General features: G+C 72.3%; 19 protein-coding genes and 1 other RNA gene. 9 read left to right on the top strand and 11 right to left on the bottom strand.

Annotated elements, in window-relative coordinates:
- Positions 1–68 precede the first annotated feature (68 nt).
- From OIE49_RS14625 to OIE49_RS14595, 7 genes are all read right to left on the bottom strand, one after another.
- The gene (locus OIE49_RS14625; protein WP_326802701.1) at positions 69–1,388 is read right to left on the bottom strand and encodes a hypothetical protein; all 1,320 of its coding nucleotides are present in this window, start codon (positions 1,386–1,388) and stop codon (positions 69–71) included.
- Positions 1,385–3,631 (bottom strand): bifunctional glycosyltransferase/CDP-glycerol:glycerophosphate glycerophosphotransferase, encoded by a 2,247-nt coding sequence (locus OIE49_RS14620; protein ID WP_326802700.1) that lies wholly within the window; start codon positions 3,629–3,631, stop codon positions 1,385–1,387. Before OIE49_RS14620 ends, OIE49_RS14625 begins: the two co-directional genes overlap by 4 nt.
- Before the next feature lie 15 nt (positions 3,632–3,646).
- The gene (locus OIE49_RS14615; protein ID WP_326802699.1) at positions 3,647–5,839 is read right to left on the bottom strand and encodes a bifunctional glycosyltransferase/CDP-glycerol:glycerophosphate glycerophosphotransferase; all 2,193 of its coding nucleotides are present in this window, start codon (positions 5,837–5,839) and stop codon (positions 3,647–3,649) included.
- A gap of 180 nt (positions 5,840–6,019) precedes the next feature.
- Positions 6,020–6,931, bottom strand: coding sequence for a carbohydrate ABC transporter permease (locus tag OIE49_RS14610; protein ID WP_326802698.1), 912 nt, complete (start codon positions 6,929–6,931; stop codon positions 6,020–6,022).
- A complete protein-coding gene (locus OIE49_RS14605; protein ID WP_326802697.1) occupies positions 6,928–8,271 on the bottom strand; it encodes a carbohydrate ABC transporter permease in 1,344 nt (447 codons plus the stop codon). The genes OIE49_RS14610 and OIE49_RS14605 overlap by 4 nt, the downstream gene beginning before the upstream one ends.
- Positions 8,272–8,278: 7 nt before the next feature.
- Complete coding sequence (locus OIE49_RS14600; RefSeq protein ID WP_326802696.1) at positions 8,279–9,667, bottom strand: ABC transporter substrate-binding protein; 1,389 nt, start codon at positions 9,665–9,667, stop codon at positions 8,279–8,281.
- A 233-nt stretch (positions 9,668–9,900) separates the two neighbouring features.
- Entirely contained in the window at positions 9,901–13,881 is a 3,981-nt protein-coding gene (locus tag OIE49_RS14595) for an FHA domain-containing protein (RefSeq protein ID WP_326806231.1), read from the bottom strand.
- Between the two features lie 503 nt (positions 13,882–14,384).
- On the opposite strand from OIE49_RS14595, the gene OIE49_RS14590 reads away from it, so the two are divergent.
- The 4 genes from OIE49_RS14590 to OIE49_RS14575 all read left to right on the top strand — a co-directional run bounded on the left by OIE49_RS14590 (position 14,385) and on the right by OIE49_RS14575 (position 19,839).
- Positions 14,385–16,100, top strand: a complete 1,716-nt coding sequence (locus OIE49_RS14590) for a serine/threonine-protein kinase (protein WP_326802695.1) — start codon at positions 14,385–14,387, stop codon at positions 16,098–16,100.
- A 110-nt stretch (positions 16,101–16,210) separates the two neighbouring features.
- Positions 16,211–17,458, top strand: coding sequence for a serine/threonine-protein kinase (locus OIE49_RS14585; RefSeq protein WP_326802694.1), 1,248 nt, complete (start codon positions 16,211–16,213; stop codon positions 17,456–17,458).
- A 149-nt stretch (positions 17,459–17,607) separates the two neighbouring features.
- Positions 17,608–18,720 (top strand): peptide chain release factor 2, encoded by a 1,113-nt coding sequence (gene prfB, locus OIE49_RS14580; protein ID WP_326802693.1) that lies wholly within the window; start codon positions 17,608–17,610, stop codon positions 18,718–18,720.
- A gap of 318 nt (positions 18,721–19,038) precedes the next feature.
- The gene (locus OIE49_RS14575) at positions 19,039–19,839 is read left to right on the top strand and encodes a hypothetical protein (RefSeq protein WP_326802692.1); all 801 of its coding nucleotides are present in this window, start codon (positions 19,039–19,041) and stop codon (positions 19,837–19,839) included.
- Between the two features lie 117 nt (positions 19,840–19,956).
- On the opposite strand, the gene OIE49_RS14570 is transcribed toward OIE49_RS14575, so the two are convergent.
- A complete protein-coding gene (locus OIE49_RS14570) occupies positions 19,957–20,148 on the bottom strand; it encodes a hypothetical protein (RefSeq protein WP_100569350.1) in 192 nt (63 codons plus the stop codon).
- Between the two features lie 280 nt (positions 20,149–20,428).
- Between OIE49_RS14570 and ftsE the strand changes: the two genes are divergently transcribed.
- The 5 genes from ftsE (at position 20,429) to ssrA (ending at position 24,410) form a co-directional block, all read left to right on the top strand.
- Complete coding sequence (gene ftsE, locus OIE49_RS14565; RefSeq protein ID WP_326802691.1) at positions 20,429–21,118, top strand: cell division ATP-binding protein FtsE; 690 nt, start codon at positions 20,429–20,431, stop codon at positions 21,116–21,118.
- Between the two features lie 33 nt (positions 21,119–21,151).
- The gene (ftsX, locus tag OIE49_RS14560) at positions 21,152–22,069 is read left to right on the top strand and encodes a permease-like cell division protein FtsX (RefSeq protein WP_100569348.1); all 918 of its coding nucleotides are present in this window, start codon (positions 21,152–21,154) and stop codon (positions 22,067–22,069) included.
- Between the two features lie 68 nt (positions 22,070–22,137).
- A complete protein-coding gene (locus OIE49_RS14555) occupies positions 22,138–23,310 on the top strand; it encodes a S41 family peptidase (RefSeq protein ID WP_326802690.1) in 1,173 nt (390 codons plus the stop codon).
- A gap of 90 nt (positions 23,311–23,400) precedes the next feature.
- On the top strand, positions 23,401–23,880 hold the full coding sequence (gene smpB / locus OIE49_RS14550; RefSeq protein ID WP_326802689.1) for an SsrA-binding protein SmpB: 480 nt from the start codon (positions 23,401–23,403) through the stop codon (positions 23,878–23,880).
- A gap of 131 nt (positions 23,881–24,011) precedes the next feature.
- Positions 24,012–24,410, top strand: a transfer-messenger RNA (tmRNA) gene (gene ssrA, locus OIE49_RS14545).
- A gap of 128 nt (positions 24,411–24,538) precedes the next feature.
- Here the strand turns inward: ssrA and OIE49_RS14540 are convergent.
- From OIE49_RS14540 to OIE49_RS14530, 3 genes are all read right to left on the bottom strand, one after another.
- Complete coding sequence (locus OIE49_RS14540; protein ID WP_326806230.1) at positions 24,539–24,955, bottom strand: PIN domain-containing protein; 417 nt, start codon at positions 24,953–24,955, stop codon at positions 24,539–24,541.
- Entirely contained in the window at positions 24,955–25,179 is a 225-nt protein-coding gene (locus tag OIE49_RS14535; RefSeq protein ID WP_326802688.1) for a type II toxin-antitoxin system VapB family antitoxin, read from the bottom strand. The genes OIE49_RS14540 and OIE49_RS14535 overlap by 1 nt, the downstream gene beginning before the upstream one ends.
- Before the next feature lie 66 nt (positions 25,180–25,245).
- Positions 25,246–26,358, bottom strand: coding sequence for a sensor histidine kinase (locus OIE49_RS14530; protein WP_326802687.1), 1,113 nt, complete (start codon positions 26,356–26,358; stop codon positions 25,246–25,248).
- Positions 26,359–26,660: the final 302 nt, after the last annotated feature.

Here is a 26,660-nt window from a genome sequence, read left to right as displayed (position 1 = left end):
GGCAAGAGCCTGCCAAGTGGACCAAACCGGCCCCGGCACCCTCACCGGGTTCTTCGGGTTCTTCGGGATCACCGGGTGACCGGGCTCCGCTCGTCCGGCAGGCTGCGGGGACGCGGGCCGGGGACGTCCGCCGTCGGCCGGAGCGCCACACGCTCCAGCAGCAGCGGCACCCCCACCACCGGCAGCAGCCAGGCCACCACGATCAGCCGTTCGCCCCAGACGGTGATGTCGGGATGCGCCGCCTGGGTGAGGAACCCGGAGAACGCCGTCGCCACCACGAAGAGCCCGAACGCCCCCCGCCGCCGCAGCGCACCCCACGCGCCGGCGGCGAGCAGGGCGGCGAACAGCGGCTGCCACAGCTGCCGGCGCAGCCACTCCAGCCAGAACGAGCCCTCCAGCCGCAGCAGCTCCGGCCAGGGGCGGTCGCGGTCGGGCAGGGCGTAGTGGCCGGTGAGCAGGTCCTGAACGCTGTCGGTCCCGGTCGGGTAGCGCAGCGCCCGTGCCAGGAGCACCGTGCCGACGGCGGCTCCGCAGGCCACCGCGGTGACCGCGAGGACGCCCCGCCCCGCCGGGCGCCGCCGTGTCCACCGCCGTACGGCGACGGCCGCGCCCGCGGCAGCCAGGCTCAGGCCGAGGAACAGCGCCTGGGAGTGCTTGACCGTGAACAGCGCGAGCAGCGCGCCCGCGACCAGGACGGTGCCGGCCCGTACACGCCCGTCCAGCGCCAGCGAGCAGCCCCACAGCGCCGCCAGGGTCAGCGCCAGCATCAGGCCCTCGGTCATCGGGCGCATGGCCGTCGTGCCGCACGGCAGCACGTAGTAGAGGGCCTGGCCGGTCAGCGCCAGGGGCGTGGGCCCACGCCGGCCGCGCAGCACCAGGAAGACGAGGACGCCGCCCACCGCGGTGACGACGACGCCCGCCGCCCACACGCCCCACGTCACGCCGAACACCGTGATGAAGGGGATCAGGAACACCGGATAGCCCGGGCGTGCCTCGAAGATCCGCATGAAGCGCTCCGGCATGAACGGCAGGGTGTGCCCGCCGGTCTGCCCGGCCCGCAACCGTGCCTCCACCTCGCGCCGCAGCCCGGACCGGCACGTGTCCGCCACCCGGGCCGCAGGACTCGGCTCACGGAAGCGCAGCACGTCCACGCTCCGTGCCCGGCTCGCCCGGGCCGCCTTCCCGGCGCACGCGTAGTCGATCGTGACGGCCGCCGCCTCCCGCTTGTCCGCACCGCGCAGACTCAGCGCGTACGACAGGTAGTTCTTGGTGTCGGGGGTGTCCCGGCCGGTGACCGTGCCGAGCTGGAGCAGCGCGAACAGGGCGGCCAGGACCAGCACCCAGGTGCCCGGCCGCCACGCGCGCGCTTTCCAACGGGGCCGTCTCACGAGGGCGCCAGCAGATCGCGGCCGGAGGCCTGGGCGGGCAGGTGGGCGACCGTTCCGGGGGCCGCGGGTGCCGCCGCCGGATCCGGGGTCCACTCCTTGTCCCCGAGGATCAGGGTCCGTACCACCCGCTCGGCCGCCCAGCCGTCGTCGAACTCGCAGAAGCGCTCCCGGAAGCCGGTCCGCAGCCGCGCGGACTCGGCGTCCCGCCAGTCGCCGGAGGTGAACAGCCGCGCCAACTCTTCGTAAGTGCACGACACATGGCCCGGCGGTTCGGCGGTGATGTCGAAGTAGGCGCCCCGGCTCGCGGTGTACGCGTCCCAGTCGTCGGCGTGCACCACGATCGGGCGGTCCAGGTTCGCGTAGTCGAACATCAGGGCCGAGTAGTCGGTGACCAGTACGTCGGAGGCGAGCATGAGCTCCTCCACGTGCGGCTCGTCGGTCGCGTCGACGAGCACTCCGCGCCGGTGCAGCTCGGCCAGGCCCAGGCCGCGCGCCGGCCCGGTGGCCAGCGAGGGATGCAGGCGTACGACGAGGGTGTGGCCCTCGCCGAGGTCCGCGGCGAACCGGGCCAGGTCGAAGCGTTCGACGAGGCCGCCGCGCCGGTAGTCCCGGCGGGTCGGCGCGTACAGCACCATCGTGTGCCCGGGCGGGATGCCGAGCCGGTCGCGGAGGGCGGCGCCGTCGTCCGCGCGCGCGGTGACGAGCACGTCGTTGCGCGGGCTGCCGGTGCGCGCGGAGGTGAACCGGCACGGGTAGGCCCGCTCCCAGACCAGCTCGGAGTGGCGGTTGGCGACCAGGCTGTGGTCCCAGCGGTCGGCGCGCTTCAGCAGGCCCGGCACATCGACGCCGTGCCGGGCGCCCGGCTTGCCCAGCAGGTCGGCCGCCATGAACTTCAGCGGGGTGCCCTGATGGGTGTGGATGTGCGTGCTGCCGGGCCGTTTGGCCGGTACGGAGGGCCAGTTGACGTTGTTGACGAAGAACGCGGCCCGGGCGGCGAGCTGCCGGTGGCGCAGGGTGCCGGGCAGGACGTACTCCACGTCCGGCGGCAGCAGCGCGGCCTGCTCCCGGTCGCCGACCACCCACACCCCGCGCAGATGCGGCGCGATCTCACGTGCCTTGCGGTGGACGGCCGCCGGATCGCCGAGCATGCCCCGGTGCGAGAACGCCGAGTACAGGACGAGGTCCTGGTCCAGGGGCCGGCGGGTGTGCAGCGCGGCCCAGCCGCCCTTGACCCGTCCGGCCGCCGCGCGGCGGACCCGCAGCGCCCGGCGCCCGAGTTCCCGGCCGGCCCGCCCGGCCTGCCGCCTGACCTGGTAGGCGGCCCAACCGCCCTCCAGCATCCGCACCTGACCGCTCGTGTCCGCGTCCGGGGGCCGGTGGGCGCGGAACATCCGGGCGGTACGGCGGAAGAACTCGGCCTTCTCCGAGGGCGGCAGCCGGTCCGGCTTGGCGAGGATGTCCAGGCAGTGCTCGCCCATCTTCCGGTGCAGGAAAGGTCGCCAACTCGCCAGCTCGGGATGGGAGTCGAGATGGGCGAGGACCCGCTCGTACTGGTCGTGGATGTCGAAGTGCTTGCGGCTGGTGGTGGACAGGATGTTGCCCTGCCGGCGCTGGCGGTAGTACAGGCAGATCCGGTCGAGCGTGGCGATCCGCCGGGCGGTGAGCAGCACGGGGAACGTCCAGGGCGTGTCCTCGTAGTAGCCGGGCGGGAAGACGAAGCCGTGCTCCTCGACGAAGCCGCGGCGGTAGACCTTGTTCCACACCACCATCAGCAGGTCCAGGATCCGCGGGTGTTCGGCGGCGGTGAAGGTGCCGGAGCGGGCCTCCGCGAGCACCGCGGCCAGCACGTTGCGCCGGGTTCCGCCCCACCAGTAGGTGCGGGCGTAGTCGAAGACCAGCACGTCCGGGTCGCCGGTCTCCTCCAGCCGGTCGGCGATGGCGCTCAGGGCGCCCGGGGTGAGGGTGTCGTCGCTGTCGAGGAAGAACAGGAAGTCGCCGGTGGCCAGCGGCATTCCGGCGTTGCGGGCACGGCCGAGGCCGACGTTCTCCGGCAGGTGCAGCACCCGGACGCGCGGGTCGCGGGCGGCGTACTCGTCGAGGACGGCGCCGCTGCCGTCGGGGGAGCAGTCGTCGACGGCGATCACCTCGACGTCGGCGAAGGACTGCGTCAGGACCGAGTCCAGGCATTCGCGCAGGAACCCCTGCACCTTGAAGCAGGGGACGATGATGCTGAGGCGGGGCACGGCTGCGTCAGCTCCTTAGTGGATGGCGGCGGGGGCCGGGACACGCTCGGCGAGCGGGATCACGGGCGGGAGCGCTTCGGGCGGTTCGCCGAGGAACACCCGGCGGACGACCCGCTCGGCGGCCAGGCCGTCGTCGAACTGGCAGAACCGCTGCCGGAACCGGGCGCGCAGCGCCGCCGACTCCGGGCCCGCGTACCCGCCGTCGCGGAAGACCGCCGCCAGTCCCCCCGGTGTGCGGACGACCGGGCCGGGCGGTGTGTCCATGAGGTCGAAGCAGACCCCGCGGATCTCCCGGTAGACCTCCCAGTCGTCGGCGTACACGACGATCGGGCGGTCCAGGTTGGCGTAGTCGAACATGATCGACGAGTAGTCGGTGACCAGCGCGTCCGCGGCCAGGCACACGTCCTCCGCGGAGCGGTGCGCGGTGACGTCGATGATCCGGCCGCCGCTTCGCGGCCCGCCCCGGTCGTAGAAGTAGTGGGCGCGCAGCAGGACGACGACGTCCTCGCCGGCCGCCGCGCAGAAGGCCTCCAGGTCGAGGCCGGGCTCGAAGCCGGTGTGGTGGTCGCGGTGGGTGGGCGCGTACAGGACGGCCGTCTTCCCCTCCGGGACGCCCAGTTCGCGGCGGACGCGGGCCACGTCCTCGGCGCGGGCCGTGCAGTAGACGTCGTTGCGCGGGTAGCCGTACTCCAGGGGCTCGTAGGAGCCGGGGAAGGCCCGTTCCCACATCTCGGTGGAGTGGCGGTTGGAGGAGACGTTGTAGTCCCACCGGTCCACGCGGCGCAGCAGCTTGGTGAAGCTGCCGGACCGCGCCGCGACCACCGGGTACGTCGACTGGTCGCAGCCCATCGTCTTCAGCGGGGTGCCGTGCTGGGTCTGGAGGTGCACGCTGCCGGGGCGTTTGACGACGGCGTCGGCGAAGTTGGCGTTGTTCACCAGGTACTTGGCGCGGGCCAGCACCTTCCAGTAGCGGCGGCTGCCGATCACCGCGTACTCGACGTCCTCGGGGACGGTGTGTTCCTGGCCGGGCTCCACCAGGAACACACCGCGCAGGTGCGGGGCGAGTTCGCGGGCCTTGGCGTGCAGGGCGGCCGGGTTGCAGGCGTATCCCCGGCCCCAGTAGGCGCAGTACACGACGAGGTTCTCGTCGAGTGGGCGGCGCAGGTGCAGGCGGTAGGCGAGGCGGGTGCGCAGCCGGCCCGCGCGCGGCAGGCGCGGGGCGGCGGCCACGGCCGTGCGGCCGGCAGCGCACCGTACGCGGAACAACGTGTACGCGCCGGACGCCATCAGTCGGTGCGGCACGCCGGACCGGCCGCGCGGGGCGCGGTGGCCGACCGGGCGGTGGCGCCGGTACAGGCGGTGGGCCCGGCGGAAGAACGCGCGGCGCCGGCCCGCGGGCACCCGATCCCGGTCCGTGGCCACCGCCAGCACCGTGTCGAAGAGCTGCTCGAACAGGGGCGTGAACCGTTCTGTGGGCAGTTTCCCGGCGGCGGCCCGGACGAGCACCCGCTCGGTCTGGTCGAGGAGGTCGAACTGGTGCTCGCCCGGGAGATCGAGCCGGCTGCCCTGCCGGCGCAGCAGATGCCGTACGACGACCCGGCGCAGTACCGCGACACGCTCGGCCGCGACGGTGACCAGGCCGCCCCAGCCGACATCGGTGAAGTGCCCGTCGGGGAAGGTCAGGTCGTGTGCGGTGACGAAGGAGCGCCGGTAGGCCGCGCTCCACGCGGGCAGCGCCACGCCGGTCAGCTGCGGGGCCTCGGCGGGGGAGAAGGCGGGTGCGCGGACGGTGACCGGCGCGGGCCCGGCCGTGGTGGCGGGTTCGCCGTCCCACCAGGGGCTCCGCTCGTGTTCGAAATACAGCACGTCGACCTCGCCCGTCTCCTCAAGGCGGGCGGCCAGCGCGGCCAGCGCGCCCGGCGCCAGGACGTCGTCGCCGTCGAGGAACAGCAGGTAGAGGCCGCTCGCCGCCCGCATCCCGGCGTTGCGCGCCGCGCCGAGGCCCTCGGACGGGGGCGAGTGCACCAGGACCACCCGCGAGTCCCGCGTCGCGTGGTCGGCGGCGACGCCGGCGGCCGGGGCGGCCGGGCCGTCGCACACCGCGATCAGCTCGAAGTCTCCGAAGGACTGGGCGAGGACCGAGTCCAGCGCCAGGGACAGCCGGCCCGCGACGCCATGCGACGGGACGACGATGCTGAATCGGGGCATTCCGCTCTTTCTTGTGTTGATTCGGTCCGCTGTGTGCATACGGACTCCCAAAAGAGCAAACGGTGTTCAAAGGCTCCGGGTGACGGTCTGCCGGCCGGCGGGTTGCCACACAGTTGCGAGCGGGTGTCGGATCGGGGGCGGGCCGGTGCCGGCCCGCCCCCGAGTTGTGCTCAAGCGCCGTTACTTGACCGCGCCCGCCATCACGCCCGAGACGAACTGCCGCTGGAAGGCGAAGAACACGGCCAGCGGGATCACCATGGAGATGAACGCCCCGGGCGCCAGAACGTCGATGTTGTTGCCGAACTGGCGTACCTGCGTCTGGAGGGCGACCGTGATCGGCTGCGTGCCGGACTTGGTGAACACCAGCGCGACCAGCATGTCGTTCCACACCCACAGGAACTGGAAGATGCCCAGGCTCGCGATCGCGGGCCCGCCGAGCGGCATCACCACGCGGGCGAACAGCCGCAGTTCACCGGCGCCGTCGAGGCGGGCCGCCTCCAGCAGCTCGCGGGGGATCTCCGCGAAGAAGTTCCGCAGCAGGAACACCGCGAACGGCAGACCGTAGCCCGTGTGGAACAGGATCACCCCGAAGATCGTGCCGAACAGGCCGAGTTTGCCGAACAGTTCGGCGATCGGGATGAGCGCGACCTGTACCGGCACGACCAGCAGGCCGACCACGGCCAGGAACCACCAGTCCCGGCCGGGGAACTCCATCCACGCGAAGGCGTAGCCCGCCAGCGAGCCGACGAGGACCACCAGGAGCGTCGCCGGCACGGTGATCAGCACCGTGTTCACCAGGGAGTCGGTGATGTCGCCGTTCTCCAGCAGTTTCCGGTAACTGCCTAAGGTGAGCTGCGCGGGCTTGCTGAAGACCGTCCACCAGCCGCTCGCGCTCATGTCCTCGGGCGCACGCAGCGACGACAGCAGCAGGCCGATCGTGGGAACCAGCCAGAACAGGCCCACCACGATCAGGAAGACGCGCACCGCGCCGCCGCTGACGGCCTCCGCCAGCCGCGCCCCCAGGGACCGCTCGGCCGCCACGGCCTCGGGAACGGGCGCCGTCCCCGCCGGGCTCTCGGCTCGCGCCGTCATCGCCGTACCTCCCGCCGCAGCCGCCGCATGTTGAACAGCATCACCGGGACGACCAGCAGCAGCAGGAACACCGCGATGGCGCTGGCGATGCCGGGTTGACCCTCCGAGAACCCCTTGCGGTACAGCTCCAGCGCCAGCACGTTGGCGTCGTCCTGGGAGGAGCCCGGGGCGATGATGAAGACCAGGTCGAAGATCTTCAGCACGTTGATCATCAGGGTGACCACGACGACCGCGAGCACGGGCGCCAGCAGCGGCACGGTGACCCTGCGGAACACCTGCCACTCGTTGGCGCCGTCGACCCGGGCCGCCTCCAGCAACTCCCTGGGCACGCCCGCGAGCCCGGCGGCGATCAGCACCATCGCGAACCCGGCCCACATCCACACGTACGCCCCGATGATGGCCGGGGTCACCAACGTCGGGCCCAGCCAGTCCACGCCGTTGTACGGTGCCTTGAAGTTGCCGGCCGGAAGCCTCAGCCGAGCGCCGTCCGCCTGGGCGGGCAGTGTGAACGTGCCGTCGTCGGCGGCCTTCGTGGACGCGACCACCCTGCCGTCCTTGACCGCCTCGATCCGCATCCCGGCGTAGCCGAACTCCGGCGGGTCGACCGCGCCGAGCCTCCCGACGCCCTTGCCGCGCGTGAAGTCCTGCCAGGCCGTGCCGGTGATCTTCCCGGCCTCCGACTCGGCCTGTACGGCCTTCTTCGCGCTCTTCGGCATCCGGTCGGGGGCGACGCCGACGAGGGGCAGGGCCACCCACTCGCCGGTGCGGACCGTGGCCGAGGTGACGAAGCCGCCCCGGTCCGGCCTCAGCGGCGAGTCGCGGCCCGGGTGGGCCTTCGGGAACGCCGAGGACTGCGCGAAGGTGTCGTGCACACCGACCCACACCGCGTTGGCGACGCCCCGGTCCGGGTCCTGGTCGTACACCAGCCGGAAGATGATCCCGGCCGCCAGCATGGAGATCGCCATCGGCATGAAGACGACCAGCTTGAACGCCGTTCCCCAGCGCACCCGTTCGGTCAGCACCGCGAAGACCAGGCCGAGCGCGGTGGCGACCGCGGGCGCGAACACCACCCACACGATGTTGTTCTTCAGCGCGGTGCGGATGCCGTCGTCGGTGAACAGGGCCTTGTAGTTGTCGAATCCGGCGAATCCGTCGCCGGAGGCGTTGTAGAAGCTGCGGACGACCGAGTACCCGATGGGGTAGACCACGAGCGCGCCGAGCAGCACCAGGGCGGGCAGCAGGAAGAGGGCCGCCACGGTCCTGCGGGTGCCGGTCACGCTCTTGCGACGACGGGGCGCGGCGGGACCCGTCGGGGCTCCCGCCGCCGTGGCCGGCGCCATCGCCGGATCAGCTCCCGCCGCCGTACGCCGCCGCCGCGTCCTTCTCCAGCCTCGCCTGGGTGCCCGTGACGTCCGACGGGTTCTTCAGGAAGTCCTGGAGTTCCTTCCACTCGCCCTTGCCGGGCGTGCCGCCGAAGGCCTGCGGGGCCTGGTCGGACATGTCGAAGCGGAAGTCGTCGCCCGAGTCGATCAGCGCCTTGGCGATCTTCTGCTGGACCGCGTTCGGATACGCCGAGTCGGGCACGTTCTTGTTCGGCGACAGGTAGCCGCCGAGCTTCGCCTGGATCGTCGCCGCGTCCGCCGAGGCCAGGAAGGTGACCAGGGCCTGGGCCGCCTTGGAGTCCTTCAGGATCACGGCCGCGTCGCCGCCGGAGACGACCGGCGGGGTGGAGCCCACGGCAGGGAACGGGAACACCTTCGCGTCCGTGCCCACCTCGGCCTTGGTCTCGCCGATGTTGACCTGGGCGAAGTCGCCCTCGTAGACCATGCCGGCCTTCGGCTGGCCCCCGCCGGTGAAGGTCTGGGTCACCGAGGCCGGGAACTCGGTCTGGAGCGCGCCGTCCGGGCCGCCCGCGATGTAGTCCTTCTTGGACCAGATCTGGGCGAGCGTGGTCAGCGCGTCCCTGACGGACGGGTCCGTCCACTTGATCTTGTGCTGGGCGAGCTGGTCGTACTTCTCCGGGCCCGCCTGCGAGAGGTAGACGTTCTCGAACCAGTCGGTGAGGGTCCAGCCGTCGGCGCCGCCCACGGAGAACGGGGTGACCCCGGAGTCGTAGACCTGCTGCGCGGCGCTCAGCAGGTCCTTCCAGGTCTTGGGCTCGCTCGCGCCCGCGTCCTCGAAGACCTTGGCGTTGTACCAGATCAGCGACTTGTTGGCGGCCTTGTAGTAGGCGCCGTACTGCGTGCCGTCGACCTTGCCGATGTCCTGCCAGCCCTGCGAGTAGTTCTTGGTGAGCTGTGCCTGTGCCTCCGGGCCCAGCGGCGTGGCCCACTTCTTGTCCACGGCCTGTTTGATGGCACCGGGCTGCGGAAGCAGCGCCACGTCCGGCGGCTGGCCGCCCGCGATCTTGGAGCCGAGGAAGTTGATGATCGGGTCCTGGGCGGGGACGAAGGTGACCTTGGCGCCGGTGCGTTTCTCGAACTCGGCGAGGACCTGCTTGAAGTTCTTCTGCTCGCCGCCGGTCCACACGGCGGCGACCTCCAGCGTCGCGCCGTCCAGCTTGGGGAGGGTGACGGCGGCACCGGGCTTCGGGCCCATGCTCTGGTTGTCGCCGCTCTTCTTGTCGTCGCTTCCGCCGCCGCACGCGGTGAGGGAGAGGGCCAGTGCTCCCGCGGCGACGGCCGCCGCGGTCCTGGCGGCCCTGTGGCTGAGGATGGTGCTGCTCGTGCTGCGCATGACTGCCCCGTTCTCCGCTTCTCGTCGAACGTCCGAGCGCTGTCCCGTGGGCTCCGGTGTACGCCGAGGTCCGGGAGTCGGCAAGGGCGCCCACGGTGTCAACCGGGCGATCGTGACCACGTCGTGACGCAGAGTCAGGAGCTGATCACGGCGGCGAGCGCACGTGACGTGGGGCTGGTGACGATGTCGGGGCCACCGACAGCAACGGAGCTGTCGGTGGCAGCGGGGCCTGGTTACAGCAACGAGGGAACGCGGGCCGCCGACACCTCCCGCGCCGCCCGCTCCAACGCGCTTGCCAGCAGGGCCAGATCCGTCGGCCCGTTGCCCAACTCCCGTACCGAGCGCCGGGTGGGCGGGTCGCCCATGCGGTGCCACTCCAGGGGGACGACCGTGGGGCGCTGGGTCGCCGTGCGGGGGATACGGCCCGTGACGCGGCCGCCCTGGAACGCCGTCACCCGGCCGTCCGCACAGGCCAGCCGGCCGCGTCCGGGCGCCGGCTCGTCCAGCCCCTGGGCCGGTGCGTCCAGCGTGACCCGCAGCGTGGCCCGGCGCGCCGGTTCGGTCTGCGCCGTACGTCCGCCGGGCGTGGTGGCCGCCACCAGGTGGACGCCGAGGCGCTCGCCCTCGCGGGCCACCGCCTCCAGCGCGCGGATGACCGACCCGGCCGAGGGCCGGCCGGGCGAACCGAGCGAGGGGGAGACCAGGGCGTCGAGGTCGTCGACGACCACCACCAGCCGGGGCAGCGGCGGCGCGGCCTCCGCCTGCCGGCGGGCGGAGGCGGGCCTCAGCCGCATCGTCGAACTGGGCGGGCTGTCGAGGTCTCCCGCACCACCGGCGCCCGGTCCGGTCGGGCCCGTGCCGGTGTGCCCCGGGGGGAACGCGCCGTGGACGGCCGCCGCGCGCTGGGCGGCCCGGGCCGCGTCCGCGCCGGTCGCCCTCGGGCCGGGCAGAGCCGAGTGGGCCGTGCCTGGGCCGGTGGGGTCCGTGGGGGCGTGGCCGGGCTCGTACGTGCGGCGGGCCGACGTCCCCTGCTGAGAGGTGCCGGTGCGGGAGCCGGCCGCATCAGTGCCCGTTGTCCTGGGGCCGGGTGGGGCCGTGTGGGCCGTGCCTGCGCCGGTGTGGCCGGGCTCGTACGTGCCGCGGGGCGCCGCCCCTGGCTGCGGGGTGCCGGTCGTCCTCGGGCCGGGCAGAGCCGTGTGAGCCGTGCCTGCGCCGGTGTGGCCGGGCTCGTACGCGCTGCGGGGCGCCGCCCCCCGCTGCGGGGTGCCCGTGGTGTGGGAGTCGGCCGCGCCCGCGTAAGTCGAGGTCGGGCCGGGTGTGCCGGAGGGCGCCGGTGTGCGTTGGGGGACGATGCGGCCGGAGACCTCGCGGCGGGTGTGCCACTCGGTGAAGTCCGTCAGCCCCACCAGTTCGGCCCGGCGTTTCAGCTCGGCGCTCAGCGACTGGGCGAACTCCCGCATACGGACGGGGTCGTTGGCGGTGAGGTGGGTGGTCACGTGCGGCACGTCCGTGCAGACCCGCAGGCCGTCCCCGTGCCCGCCGCCCGCGCCGGTGCCGTCCCGGCCGTCCACCAGCACGATGCCGAGGCGGTCGGGGCGCTCGGCGGCGGCGAGCGAGGCGACGACGGACCGCAGCAGTTCCGTACGGCCGCTGCCCGGTGGTCCCTCGATCAGCAGATGCGGTCCGTCCGCCACGAGGTCGGCGCAGACCGGCCCGCGCGGACCGGCGCCCAGTATCGTCCAGGCGCGCCCGCCCAGGGCCGTCGTGTCGTCGGCCGCGTCCGCCCAGCGGGCCTGGAGCGAGGCCGGGGTGGCCCGGGCCAGCCCCAGCTCGTCGAGCAACCGCGCCGACAGGGGCAGCGGCGCCGACACCCGGGCCGGCCGGTCCGCTCCGGGCCCGTCCGTCCGCAAGGGCGCCAGGGCCCGCGCGAACCGCTCGGCCCACGCCAGGGACACCGCGTCGACGACGGCGATGGTGCCGGGTGGTATGGGGTCGCGGTGCGGGGCCCGTGCCGCCGGGGCCCCGGCGGCCGCGTCCGCGCGCGGGGCGCGAAGGGGGTCGTCCGGGTGCCGCCGGATCCGCTCGGCCCCGCCGTCCGGACGGGCCGCGGCCGGGTGCCCCGCGACACGCATCAGCCGCAACGCCGTCGCCACGTCACCGCTGAGCAGCGCGACGGCCCCGCACTCCCCGAACCCCGGCGACACCGCGCACGCCGACTCGTAGGTGTCCGTCACCGGGGACGCGGGCGAGGCGGGCGTCGTCTCGGCGAGACACACCACGTGTATCCCGGCCCGCGGGCCGTCGTGCGCCAGGCGAGCCACCGCCTCGCGCGCCGCGGCGCCGCCGGGGTCGCCGTCCACGACCACCACCGTGTACGGCCCCGCGAAGCCCTGCTCGCCCGCCGGATCTCCGTCCAGCGCCCAGGAGGGCCGCCGTGGGCCGGAGTGCGCGTCGTCCGTCCCGGAAGCGGGGGCGTCGCCCAAGTGGTCCGCGGTGTGGTCCGAGTGGTGCGCCGTGTGGTCCTCGACGCGCCGCAGGAGTTCGTCCGTGCGGGCCGCGGCCTGCTCGCGGTCGTGGGCGAGCAGGAGGCGGCAGTCCTGGCCGTGGGCCGGGCGGACGTGGGGCAGCCAGCCGAGCCAGGACCACTCGGCGGTGCGCTCCTCCAGCGGGCGGCCGCCGTCGGCGCTGATCAGCACGATCTCAAGGGTGTCGGGGGAGTGCGCCGCGGCGAGCTGGGCGAGCACCGCGCGGGCCAGCCCCGACAGACGGGCGCGCGGTCCGGCCAGGCCGAGCGCTCCCACCTCGCGCAGGTCGGCGGTGACGGGGACCGCGGGCAGCAGTCCCGAACCGTCGGGCGCCGGCCGGTCGGCCGTGCCGAGCCGCACGGTGAGCGCCTCCGGGTGCCCCGGCCCGCGCTCCCACAGCCGCGGCCCCGGGCCCAGTGCCGCGAGGAGCAGGGCCGCGGGGTCCGGCCAGGTCTCCGGCTGCTGCGGCGCGGCGGACCACGCGGGCGCGTCCTGCGCGCGCGTGTTCGCCGCGCCGCCGTCGTACGTCCCACGCCGGTCGGACGCCTGCTCGCCGCGCCCGCCGGTCAGCCGCCGCGCCCACGCCCCGAGTCCGCCGCGCCGCCGCAGCACCTGCGGCACGCCGGTGCCGCCGTCGGCCGTGATGGCGAAGGGCACAGGCGGCCGCGCCGAGCCGTGCGGGCCTTGACCGCTCTCGATCCGCGGCGGGCCCGCCTGCGAGGGAACCACGGTCGGGTCGACGGGCCCGTGTGCCTGGGGTTCCGGCGGGTGCGGCGCGAACGTTCCCCGGTGGGTCACGGTCGGGCCCGCGGCATCGCCGTACGCGCGCGTGGCCGCCGCCTGAGCACCGCTGCCGTCGCCGTCGCCGTCGCCGTCGCCGCCGTCCCGTACGCGCGCGTGTGCGGAAGTGGTGGTGGCGGGTGCGGGGGTGTTCCCGGCGGGGAACCGCACATGGCCCTCCCCGTCGGGTGTGGTCCGTACGCGGGCGTCCGGTCCCGCGGCCGGTGTCAGGCGCAGGGCCGACTCGCCGATGCGCAGCAGCGCTCCCGGCGCGAAGCGGACCGGGCGGGACCCGACGGGCCTGCCGCCCAGGACCGTGCCGTTGGTGGAGCCCAGGTCGGCGACCGAGACGCCGCCGTCGGGGGCGACGGTCACCGCGCAGTGCACGCGCGAGACGTCGGGGTCGTCCAGCGGCACGTCCGCGTCGGCGGAACGGCCCACCGTGATCTGCCCGCCGTGCAGCAGGTGCACCCCGCCCGCGTCCGGCCCCGCGACCACGTGCAGCTGGGTCGGCGCGTCGTCGAGTTCGGGGTGCGGCTCGGTGTCGGCGGGGGCGCCCAGGGACAGCACCGCGCCGTCGAGCAGCGGGGGCTCGCCGAGCGTGCAGCGCTGTGCGTCCAGCCGCTCCGCGCCCGCGTACAGCACCACCGGGCCGGCTCCCGGCTCCCGGCCGCCGGACGCGCCCCGCTCCCGGCCGCCCCGCTCGGACGCCGAGGTCCCCTCGCCGCAGACCGCCGCGGCCAGCGCCGCCGCCACCGCGGCCAGGGCGGTGCCGGCGGGCGCCGTGACCAGTACGTCGCAACGCGCGGCGCGGTCGCGCGCCGGTGGGTGGCCGCCTCGCTCCTGCGAGGCCGGGACCGTGGGGGAGGGCGGGCCCAGCGGATCTACGACGGTCAGCCGGATCTGCATCGCCGTCAGCGGTCCCTTCTGCGCGGGCACCCGCGACCGGCGTGGGGCGAAACCGCCCCGCGGTCCCCCACCGCGGACTTTCCCCCACCACCGCACGAGCACGTCGGCCAGTTCTGGAGGCATCCTCGCACCTACCACCGACAGCGCGCCTGCCGCCCACCGCCAAGTGATCTTGATTGGTCGGCTCTGCCCGCAAAAGTTCCCGGCCCATGCCCATCGAATGTCCGCTCGATGCCTGCTTGAGATCGTTCATGACCGTACGGGGCAACCAACCGACCCGAGCCGAGCGTCTTTCCGTCGAACATGTACGGGGCCCCGTGCGTACGTCGCCGTGGAAGGAGCCGGCGCGGCGCGGCCGCGGCACCGGGCGCGTCAGCTTGACCGCCCGGCACCGCGGAGGCAGGCCCTAAAGTGGGTCGGAACACCCGCACGACGGGTCGCGGCACCCGCGGGGCGCCCCGGGAGCGCGGGTTCAGGCAAGCAAGCAGCAGGGAGCACATGACGTGCGGCCGGTAGGCAGCAAGTACTTCCTGGAGGAGCCGCTCGGACGCGGTGCCACCGGGACCGTCTGGCGAGCCCGCATGGGGGCACCCCCTGCTCCGGAGCTCGTCGCAGGAGCTTGGGGGAGGGAGGCGGCGGGCGCGGAAGCGGCCGTGCCCGGGCAGCCCGGTGAGACCGTCGCCATCAAGGTCCTCAAGGAGGAGCTGGCGAACGACTCCGACATCGTGATGCGGTTCCTGCGGGAGCGGTCCGTCCTGCTCCGGCTGACCCATCCGAACATCGTGCGAGTGCGCGACCTGGTGGTCGAGGGCGATCTGCTGGCGCTGGTCATGGACCTCGTCGACGGCCCCGACCTGCACCGCTACCTGCGCGAGAACGGGCCCTTCACACCCGTGGCCGCCGCGCTGCTCACCGCCCAGATCGCCGACGCGCTCGCGGCGAGCCACGCCGACGGGGTCGTGCACCGCGACCTGAAGCCGGCCAACGTCCTGCTGCGGCAGGACGGCGGGCAGATGCACCCGATGCTCACCGACTTCGGCATCGCCCGTCTGGCCGACTCGCCCGGACTCACCCGCACCCACGAGTTCGTCGGCACGCCCGCGTACGTCGCGCCCGAGTCCGCCGAGGGCCGGCCGCAGACCTCCGCGGTCGACGTCTACGGCGCCGGGATCCTGCTGTACGAGCTGGTCACCGGCCGTCCGCCGTTCTCCGGCGGGTCGGCGCTCGAGGTCCTGCACCAGCACCTGAGCGCCGAGCCGCGCCGCCCGTCCACCGTCCCGGACCCGCTGTGGACGGTCATCGAGCGCTGCCTGCGCAAGAACCCCGACGAACGGCCCAGCGCCGAGAACCTCGCCCGGGGCCTGCGTGTCGTCGCCGACGGCGTGGGCGTGCACGCGGGCGCCGCGCAGATCGCCGCCGCGGAGGCCGTGGGCGCGCTGCTGGCGCCGGACCCGGCACCCGCGACCGTGCCCGCTCCCGACGTGCCCGGCGCCGCCGACCCCACCCAGGTGCTGCCGCAGGGCGCGGCGTCGTACGACCCGAACGGCGCGACCAGCGTCCTGCCGCACACGGGCGTGCCCGGCGCGGCCGATCCGACCACCGTGCTGCCCGCCCACGGCGGCGCCGACTCCACGCGCGTGATGCCGCCGATGCCGCAGGGGCCGCCCGGCGACATGAACGGCGCCGGCGGGCCGTACGGGGATCAGCAGCCCGAGCAGCCGCACCCCTGGCAGAACCAGCTCCGCGCCGCCCGCGACCGCAACGAGCAGACGCAGGTCCAGTACCTGGACCCAGGCGAGGACCCGCTGCGCCGCCGCCCGCAGCGGCAGGTCGCCCGGCCTCAGCAGCAGCCGCCGCGCCGGTCGCAGGCTCCCCAGGCCCAACCCCGCGGCTACCAGCAGCAGCAACAGCCGCAGCCGCAGCGGTACGCACCCCAGCCGCAGCGGTACGCGCCCCCCGCCCAGCCGGAGCCCCGGCGGCCGGTCCGCGAGCCGAGGCCGCCGCGGCAGCGCAGCGCGAACCCGATGAAGATCCCCGGACTCGGCTGCCTCAAGGGCTGCCTGTTCACGATCATCATCCTGGTGGTGGCCGGCTGGCTCGTCTGGGAACTGACGCCGCTGCACACCTGGTTCGGGACCGGCGGGAGCTACTGGCACCTACTGAGCTCCTGGGTCGGCACGGTGGGTAACTGGATCAAGGACGTCGGCGGCGGGAACTAGGCGCGGGTCTGGGGATTTGTCGACAACCGGCGGGTGAATTCCGGCTCCTGGTGAGGGTTGGCTCGCCGGACGCGTAGCTTTGTCGGCAACACGCGTCTGTAGGAGCAGTCTTGGCACGGAAGATCGGTAGCCGGTACACCGCCAACCAGATCCTGGGGCGGGGCAGCGCCGGCACGGTGTGGCTCGGCGAAGGACCCGACGGCCCCGTCGCCGTCAAGCTGCTGCGCGAGGACCTCGCGTCCGACCAGGAACTCGTGGGCCGCTTCGTGCAGGAGCGGACGGCGCTGCTGGGCCTGGAGCACCCGAACGTGGTCTCCGTACGCGACCTGGTGGTCGACGGCAACGACCTGGCCCTCGTCATGGACCTGGTCCGCGGCACGGATCTGCGCACCCGGCTGGAGCGGGAGCGGCGACTGGCGCCCGAGGCGGCCGTGGCGATCGTGGCCGATGTGGCGGACGGGCTCGCCGCGGCGCACGCGGCCGGGGTCGTGCACCGGGACGTCAAGCCGGAGAACGTGCTGCTGGACATGCAGGGACCGCTCGGCCCCGGCGGCGCGCATCCGGCGCTGCTGACCGACTTCGGTGTGGCCAAACTCATCGACTCGCCGAAGCGGACCCGGGCGACGAAGATCATCGGCACCCCGGACTACCTCGCGCCGGAGATCGTGGAGGGCCTGCCCCCGCGGGCGGCCGTCGACATCTACGCGCTGGCCACGGTCCTGTACGAGCTGCTGGCGGGCTTCACCCCGTTCGGCGGCGGGCATCAGGGCGCGGTGCTGCGCCGGCACGTCACGGAGACGGTGGCGCCGCTGCCGGGCATCCCGGACGAGCTGTGGCGGCTGATCGTGCAGTGCCTGGCCAAGGCGCCGGCGTCGCGGCTGCGGGCCTCGGAGCTGGGCGCCCGGCTCAGGGAGCTTCAGCCGATGCTCGCGGGGATGCCGCCGCTGGACGTGGACGAGCCGGACGCGGAGGCCTCGCGGGAGGCGGGCGAGGAGGCGTCGTCCGACCGGCCGGCGCCGCCTGCCGGGGCCGGGGAGCGGGTACGGCGGGGAGCGGTCCCGTTGGTGCCCGGGGCGAAGCCGGACTCCAACCGGGACACGCACACGTCGATGCGGGTGCCGGCACCCGACGAGCTGGCGGGAGGCGCGCGGGGTACGGCCCGGGTGCCGCGAGCGGCGGGTGCGCCCCGCCCCGGCTCCGCCGCCCGCCACCGGGCCGCGGCGCGGCGGCGAAGGCTGACGCTGGGCGTCGCGGGCGTGGTGGTCGCGGGGGTACTCGGGGCGGGCGTGTGGTGGGCGTCGTCGGGGGACGGATCGGACGGGACCCCGGGGACACCGGGCCGATCGGCGTCTCCGTGACGGCGCCGCCGGCCTCCGGGACCGCGCCCCGGGGCGCGGAGCGCGGGGACGGTCACGCCCGGCCCTGGTGGGGTCCGAGGGACCGCTGAGGCCCGAGGTACCGGGGGAGCGCGGCGTTTGCCGGCTGGCGGAGCCGTTACGCTGGATGCGTGGCAGTCGTCGATGTATCCGAAGAGCTGAAGTCCCTCTCCTCGACCATGGAGTCGATCGAGGCCGTTCTGGACCTCGACAAGATGAGGGCAGACATTGCCCTGCTCGAGGAGCAGGCGGCCGCGCCCTCCCTGTGGGACAACCCGGACGAGGCGCAGAAGATCACCAGCCGGCTCTCCCACCTCCAGGCGGAGGTACGGAAGGCGGAGGCCCTGCGCGGCAGGATCGACGATCTCGACGTGCTCTTCGAGCTCGCCGAGGCCGAGGACGACCCGGACACCCGCGCCGAGGCCGAGGCCGAGCTCGCCGCCGTCAAGAAGGCGCTGGACGAGATGGAGGTCCGGACGCTGCTCTCCGGTGAGTACGACTCCCGCGAGGCGCTCGTGAACATCCGGGCCGAGGCCGGCGGCGTCGACGCCGCCGACTTCGCCGAGCGGCTGCAGCGCATGTACCTGCGCTGGGCCGAGCGGCACGGCTACAAGACCGAGATCTACGAGACGTCGTACGCCGAAGAGGCCGGCATCAAGTCGACCACCTTCGCCGTGCAGGTGCCCTACGCCTACGGCACCCTCTCCGTCGAGCAGGGCACCCACCGCCTGGTGCGCATCTCCCCCTTCGACAACCAGGGGCGCCGCCAGACCTCCTTCGCCGGTGTCGAGATCCTGCCCGTCGTCGAGCAGACCGACCACATCGACATCGACGAGTCCGAGCTGCGCGTCGACGTCTACCGCTCCTCCGGCCCCGGCGGCCAGGGTGTGAACACGACGGACTCCGCGGTCCGCCTCACGCACATCCCGACCGGCATCGTGGTCTCCTGCCAGAACGAGCGCTCGCAGATCCAGAACAAGGCCACGGCCATGAACGTCCTCCAGGCGAAGCTGCTCGAGCGCCGCCGCCAGGAGGAGCAGGCCAAGATGGACGCCCTCAAGGGCGACGGCGGCAACTCCTGGGGCAACCAGATGCGCTCCTACGTCCTGCACCCGTACCAGATGGTCAAGGACCTGCGCACCGAGCACGAGGTCGGCAACCCCGAGGCCGTGTTCAACGGCGAGATCGACGGGTTCCTGGAGGCCGGAATTCGCTGGCGCAAGCAGCAGGAACAGGGCAAGTAGCAGCCCGGGACACCGCAAGCAGACTCTTTGTCGACAAGGCAACTGCCGCTCCTCCAGCGGCAGTTGCCTTTTCTGTTGGCCGATGTCCAGGTTTTACGTCACGCTCACATACTTCAACCACGTGCAAACAGCGCACAGTTGGACATCGCGCCCGCAACGACCTTGACGGTCTTTCAAAAAGCGGCAAAGGTGAAACGTGGCATGCGCATTTCTGGGGCGCATGTGAACCGGGGGGATCTGCATTGCGCCAACCACCCCCGTTGATCACTGCCCCGCGCGCCGCTCGAAGACGATTCAGCTACTGGGGGTAGCAACCATATGACGAAGAAGACGCGGGTTCGTGTCGCGCGCATCGCGGCCGGTGCCGTGATCGCCGCCGGCGCCTCGCTGACCGCCGCGGGCGCGGCCTCGGCCCTCGACCTCGGCATCGCCGCCGGCGTCGGCGGCACCGGCATCAAGGCGGTCGCGTCCGTGGGCGACGAAGACCCGACCGACCCTTGCGACGTCGTCGGCGTCTGTGACGGCGAGACCGGGGGTAATGAGACCGGGGGTAATGAGACCGGCGGTAATGAGACCGGCGGTAATGAGACCGGGGGTAACGAGACCGGCGGTAACGGGACCGGCGGTAACGGGACCGGGGGTAACGAGACCGGGGGTAACGAGACCGGCGGTAACGAGACCGGCGGTAACGAGACCGGGGGTAACGAGACCGGCGGCGGCAACGGCGGGTCCACTGGCGGCAACGGTGGCAACAGCGGCGGTTCGACTGGCGGCAACGGCGGCAACAACGGCGGTTCGACTGGCGGCAACGGCGGGTCCACCGGCGGCAACGGCGGCAACGGCGGCGGGTCCACCGGTGGCAACGGTGGTTCCACCGGCGGCACCACCCCCAACGGCGGCGGCAACAACACCGTCCCGCAGGAGCAGGGCTCCTCGGCGCTGACCGAGACCAGCTCGGACAGCAACCCGTCCGCGCAGGGCAACGGCCAGGAGCTCGCCGAGACCGGTGCGGCGGAGACCACGTTCCTGCTGGTCGGCGCCGCCACGATGATCGCCGGCGGTATCGGCTTCCGGTTCCTGCCGCGCCTGATGGAGGGCCGCGGCGGCGCCGCTGCCTGAGCGTGGCCGGCGACGTACGCACGGTAGGTACACACGCGCGTACGGCTGAGTGAACGACGAGGGGCCCGGAGCGGCAAGCTCCGGGCCCCTTCGCGTCTCGCGTCCTCGGGATGCGCCCTACACCGTCTGGTGGGCCAGCAGCGCCACCGCGGCGATCAGTACCACCAGCAGCGCGACCAGCGTCATCGGGTTCAGCCCCGAGAGGAAGTTCTCCTGCTGCAGCCGCTCGCGGTTCGCACGGCACACGGGGCACCGGCCCTCGTTCACGGGCGCCGCGCAGTTCGCGCACACCAGCCGGTCGTACGTCATGCGCTCGCCCTCCTTGCACCGGTCCTACTCAGTCAACGCCCACGCGCGCGTGAACGTTCCCTCCCCCACAATGCCAGGTTCGCCGGGACGGCGCGCGGGTCGCTCCACAAAAGCGGGCCCCGCACGGGCCCCGCACCGAATCCTCGCGGTACCGGCTCCGCGAGAATATGCCCCGCACAAAAACACACAACCCACACCCAACCCTGACCGGCGACTGCGCACCCCTCCCCGGTTCGCGTAAGGTCACGCTCATCTACCCCCGGCGATCCGTGGTGCATCCGTGATCCGATTCGACAGTGTCTCCAAGGTCTACCCCAAGCAGACCCACCCAGCCCTCAGGGAAGTGACCCTGGAGGTGGAGAAGGGTGAGTTCGTGTTCCTCGTGGGGTCCTCCGGCTCCGGAAAGTCCACCTTCCTGCGGCTGATCCTCCGCGAGGAGCGGTGCAGCCACGGCCAGGTGCACGTCCTGGGCAAGGACCTCGCACGCGTCTCCAACTGGAAGGTCCCGCAGATCCGCCGCCAGCTGGGCACGGTCTTCCAGGACTTCCGCCTCCTGCCCAACAAGACGGTCGCGGAGAACGTGGCCTTCGCGCAGGAGGTCATCGGCAAGTCCAAGGGCGAGATCCGCAAGTCCGTGCCGCAGGTGCTCGACCTCGTCGGGCTCGGGGGCAAGGAGGACCGCAGGCCGGGCGAGCTGTCCGGTGGTGAGCAGCAGCGCGTCGCCATCGCGCGCGCCTTCGTCAACCGGCCCAAGCTGCTCATCTGCGACGAGCCCACCGGCAACCTCGACCCGCAGACCTCCGTCGGCATCATGAAGCTGCTCGACCGCATCAACCGGACGGGCACCACCGTGGTGATGGCGACCCACGACCAGAACATCGTGGACCAGATGCGCAAGCGCGTCATCGAGCTGGACAAGGGCCGTCTCGTCCGCGACCAGGCGCGCGGCGTCTACGGCTACCAGCACTGACCAGTCCACGACGGAAAGGCTTGACCAGACGCCATGCGCGCCCAGTTCGTCCTGTCGGAGATCGGTGTCGGTCTTCGTCGCAATCTGACGATGACCTTCGCCGTCATCGTCTCCGTCGCCCTGTCGCTCGCCCTGTTCGGCGGGTCGCTCCTCATGAGCGACCAGGTCAACCAGATGAAGGGCTACTGGTACGACAAGATCAACGTCTCGATCTACTTCTGCAACAAGAGCAACGCCCAGAGCGACGCCAACTGCGCCAAGGGCGCGGTCACCGAGGACCAGAAGAAGACGATCCTCGCCGACCTGAAGAAGATGTCGGTGGTCGAGGACGTCACCTACGAGTCCCAGGACGAGGCGTACAAGCACTATCAGGAGCAGTTCGGCGACACCCCGCTGGCCAACACCATCACGCCGGACCAGATGCAGGAGTCGTACCGGATCAAGCTGAAGAACCCGGAGCAGTACAAGGTCATCGCGAGCGCCTTCAACGGTCGCGACGGCGTGTACGCCGTGCAGGACCAGAAGGGCATCCTGGACAACCTCTTCGGGCTGCTGAACGGCATGAACTGGGCCGCGCGCGCGGTGATGTCACTCATGCTGGTCGTGGCGCTGATGCTGATCGTCAACACCGTGCGCGTCTCGGCGTTCAGCCGCAGGCGTGAGACCGGGATCATGCGTCTGGTGGGCGCCTCCGGCTTCTACATCCAGGCGCCGTTCATCATGGAGGCGGCGGTCGCCGGACTGATCGGGGGCGGGGTCGCCTGCGGATTCCTGGTCACCGCGCGGTACTTCATCATCGACCACGGTCTCGCCCTGTCCGAGAAGCTGAATCTGATCAACTTCATCGGCTGGGACGCGGTGCTGACCAAGCTGCCGCTCATCCTCGCGACGAGCGTGCTGATGCCGGCGTTGGCCGGGTTCTTCGCTCTGCGCAAGTACCTGAAGGTGTGACGCACGCCAAAGAGGTCGTACGGTCGAGCAACCGTGCGGCCTCCGGGCGTTGTCCTAGACTCACCGCCATGTCAGGCCGTGACCTGTTTCGCCAGCCCCGCCGCGGCCGCGCCGGGGCCGCCCTGACATTGGTCTTCGCGAGCGTGCTGGTGGCGGGCGCGGTGACGGGCTCCCTGCCAGGCCATGACGACCGCAAGTCCCTTCCGGACCAGTTCCGTTCGGCCCCGCCCGCCGGCCGGCCCGAGGAAGTGACCCGGGCGGCGGCCGAGGCCATGGCCGACGGCGAGTCCCCCATGCAGGCCGCCGAACGCGCCGTGAGCCGCAGCGGCGACCGCTGGGGAGCCGTCTACTCCCGCGGAGAGTACGAGGAGTTCCAGGAGGCCCTGGACGGCCAGTACACCGGAGTCGGGCTGTCGACGCGGCGCCGGCGGGACGGCCGGGTCGAGGTGGCGAGGGTCCAGGCGGGCTCGCCCGCGGCGGCCTCCGGCATCCGCCGGGGCGACCGGTTGCGCAGTGTCGACGGCGAGCGGACCGACGGTCTTCCGGTCACCGAGGTGGTCGCGCTGCTGCGGGGCGACGCCGAGGGCGCGCCCGCCGGCACCCCCGTGACCCTGGGCCTGCAACGCGGCAAGCACGTGTGGAGCCGGACGCTGCTGCGGGCCCGCCTGTCGACGGACCCGGTCACGGTACGGCGGTCGGCGGACGGCGTGACCGTCATCAAGATCGCCGCGTTCTCGAAGGGCGTGGGCGAGAAGGTCCGTACCGCCGTACGCCGGTCCCCGGCCGCCGGCGGGATCGTCCTCGACCTGCGCGGCAACTCCGGCGGCCTGGTCACCGAGGCCGTCACCACCGCCTCCGCCTTCCTCGACGGCGGCCTGGTGGCCACCTACGACGTCGACGGCGACCAGCGCGCCCTGCACGCCGGCTCCGGCGGGGACACCGCCCGGGCCCTGGTCGTGCTCGTCGACGGCGGCACGATGAGCGCGGCCGAACTGCTCACCGGCGCCCTCCAGGACCGCGGCCGCGCGGTCGTCGTGGGCTCCCGCACCTTCGGCAAGGGCTCGGTGCAGATGCCGAGCCGGCTGCCCGACGGCTCGGTCGCCGAGCTCACGGTCGGGCACTACCGCACCCCCGGCGGGCACACCGTGGACGGCCATGGCATCACCCCCGACCTGGATGCCGGGCAGGACGGGCTGCGGCGCGCGCAGACGGTCCTGACGGGGCTGGGCGAGGCGTCCTAGCCCAGGCCCGGTCCCTGTCCCGGTCCGGCGGGCACACCCCTTAATACGCTTTCCGCGCACCCCCCGCGTAGTGCCAAAATGGACGGCACTATGGCTAAGGAAAAAGGGCGCAAGCTGATCGCGCAGAACAAGAAGGCGCGGCACGACTACCTCATCATCGACACCTACGAGGCCGGTCTGGTGCTGATGGGGACCGAGGTGAAGTCGCTGCGTCAGGGGCGGGCGTCGCTGGTCGACGGCTTCGTGCAGCTCGACGGGCACGAGGCGTGGCTGCACAACGTGCACGTGCCCGAGTACAGCCAGGGCACCTGGACCAACCACAGTGCCCGCCGCAAGCGGAAGCTGCTGCTGCACCGGGAGGAGATCGACAAGCTGGAGTCGAAGTCCCAGGAGACGGGGCACACGATCATCCCCCTGGCGCTGTACTTCAAGGACGGCCGGGCCAAGGTCGAGATCGCGCTGGCGAAGGGCAAGAAGGAGTACGACAAGCGGCAGACGCTCCGCGAGAGGCAGGACCGCCGCGAGACGGACCGCGCGGTGTCGGCGGCGCGCCGCAGGCAGCAGGCGTAACGGCGGGTCGCGGGCGTGGTCCGGGACGCGGGGAATACGCTGGCACGGACCTGCGTTGGTCACGTACGATGACATCAGCACCGCGAGGCCGGTGCGGATCCCCTCGTAGAGGGGTCTTGAAAAATCAACATGGGGATGATCGGTTTCGACAGCGGTTGTCGAAGCAGGGGAAGCGTGTCGAGGAAGCGGCCATGATCTCGTAAACCACAGGCCGAAAAAATAATCGCCAACACCAAGCGCGATTCCTCCCAGCAGGCCTTCGCCCTCGCTGCCTGATCTCAGGTAGCAGAGCGAGCCTCCTATACAGGGAGTGTCAGCCCGGGGCTGTTCCCGACCCGGATCCTGGCATCAGCTAGGGGACTAAACCTTGATCCCGGTCGCGGGGTGAAGAGGGAAACCAAACAGTGACTGAGCCCGTCGGAGACTTGTCCGCGTGATCTCCGGGGCCGAGAAAATCGAAGCGGACTGCACACGGAGAAGCCCTGATTCCGCACCGTTGGACGCGGGTTCGATTCCCGCCATCTCCACGATCGGGAGGCTCCCGAGCCTCCTTCATCACCCATGCGGGAAAGGCCCCGCCGCTACCAAGCGGCGGGGCCTTTCCCGTTGCGCGCCCGGCACGACACATCAGAACCCTGACACGGCAGAACGCGGTCAGTCAGTCGCGGGGACCGTCGTGCACATTGTGCTGGCTCAGCTCCACCGCGAACCGGGCCGCGGTGACGAAATCGGCGTCGTCATGGAGGACGACGAGTCCGTGGTGGGCGGCCGTGGCGCAGATCTGGAGGTCGACGGCGGACAGAGCCCTGTGCGCCCCCCGATCCGCCGCCCGTTCCTGGAACGCACTGATCCACAGGCAGGCGCTCTTGGGCAGGGAGACGTCGTCGTAGAGATCGGTGAACATGTCGCTGAACGCCCTGTACTCCTTGGCGTCACGCGCGGACCGGAGGAACTCGGCCCGCTGCGGGTAGCAGGAGAGCACGTAGCCGTCCGTGACCACCGGTCGCCACGCCTCGTGCAGGTCGCGGTCCCGGAGCAGGCGCCACAGCGCCGACGAGTCGAGCAGGTAGCGCATCACCGGCGTGCCGTGTCCTTGTCCGCTCGATGTGCCTCTTCGGCCCCCTCGACGTCCCAGCCCTGGGCCATCTCGAAGTACTTGTCGTAGGCGGCGTCGCGAGCCAGACGCTTGTTGTACATCTCGAGCGCCGCCGCGACGGCGGCCGTCTTGGTCCGATGTCCGCCCAGGCGCTTCGCCGTATCCAGGGCTTCATCGTCGATATCGATGTGGGTGAGTGACACCGGACCCTCCCGAATGTACATAGCGGTGCATCATTCAGAGGCGATATTGTACATCGGACTGTGGTGTCAGGGCAGGGGCAGGGTGGCTGTCACGGAGAAGGTGCGGTCCTCCGGGGTGGAGCGGAGGGTTCCGCCGAGGGCGACCACCCGGCCCCTGAGGCCGGCCAGGCCCGTGCCGCGGCCGGACGGGGCGGGGGACAGGGGCGTGTCCGCGGGGACGCCGTCGTTGCGGACGGTCAGGCGGATGTCGTCCGGGTCGGCGTGGAGCTCGATCTCGCAGAACGTGGCGCGGCTGTGCTCCAGCAGGTTGCCCACCGCCTCGTGGAGCACCGACCGCAGGCACTCCGTCACCGCGCCGTCCAGTTCGAGACGCGGCGGCAGCGAGGCGTGCACCCCTATCCCCGAGGTGGTCAGCAGCCGCTGTGCCCGGGCGAACTCGTCGGCCAGCGAGCGGGGCGCCCCGGGGCTGCTGATGAGCCGTACGTCCTCCTGTGTCCGCCGGGCCAGCTCGACGACCTCGGTCAGCGCCGCCCTGGCGGACTCGGCGGAGGCGTCCGCGCGCAGGGTGTTCTCCGCCCGCATCGCGATGGCCACCAGTGACGACCCCACCAGATCGTGCAGGTCCTGGCGCATACGCGCCTGGGCGCGCTGCTCGGCGAGCCGGGCCGTCTGCTCCTTGCTGCCGTACAACCGCGAGGAGAGCAGGGCGAGATGGGTGACCGCGAAGACCGTGCTCGCCGTGATCGTCGCACTGAGCAGAGCGACCAGTGAACCGCGGCTGCTGTCGACCACGCCCGTGTGGATGAGCAGCGGCCCGCTGGCGACGACCGCCAGGGCGACGGGAACGGAGTTGGCCGGAGGCAGAGTGAGCATCACGGCGCCGGCGAGGAAGCCGAGCAGAGTGAACCACCGGTGCTGGAAGACCACGATGGGCACGTAGGTGAGCACGGCCTGCACCAGCAGCAGGCCCCACCTCCAGCGGTACGGCAGCCGGTAGGGCGGAGGCGCGTACTGGCCGAGCAGCACGGCCGGCGTCAGCACCAGCACGGTCAGACCGGCGGTGACCGTGCGCTTGTGGAACGGCGAAGCGGCGACATCCAGCGCCACCAGCCCCAGTGATCCGATCACCACGACGGCCAGCGCGCCCAATGCGACCCGCGCTCCCGGTGGAGCCGTCACGCCCTTTACTGCTTTGCTCCGCATTCCGCCTGCTCCGGTCTTGATCACCAACGGTCGATTATGGACCTGCCGGGGAGGGCCGGGCGGACCCGCAGGGAAGCAACAGCGGCTCTGGCTCGCGGTGTTGAGCGGCTCTACGGAATCTCCCCAACTGGTGAAGCCTTCACTTCTTCGGCTGCGCCACCCCTGCTTTGATCACGGCTGCCCATGCTCACGACAACAGAGGGTTACTGAACGTGTCAGAGCGAATACCACCCACCGATGAGTGGGAGGGGTCGGCCGTCGCCCTGCAGAGACGCAGA

Source organism: Streptomyces sp. NBC_01788 (genome assembly GCF_035917575.1).
In the GTDB taxonomy this organism is placed as follows: Bacteria; Actinomycetota; Actinomycetes; order Streptomycetales; family Streptomycetaceae; genus Streptomyces.
This window is presented reverse-complemented; position numbering and strand designations above follow the sequence as displayed.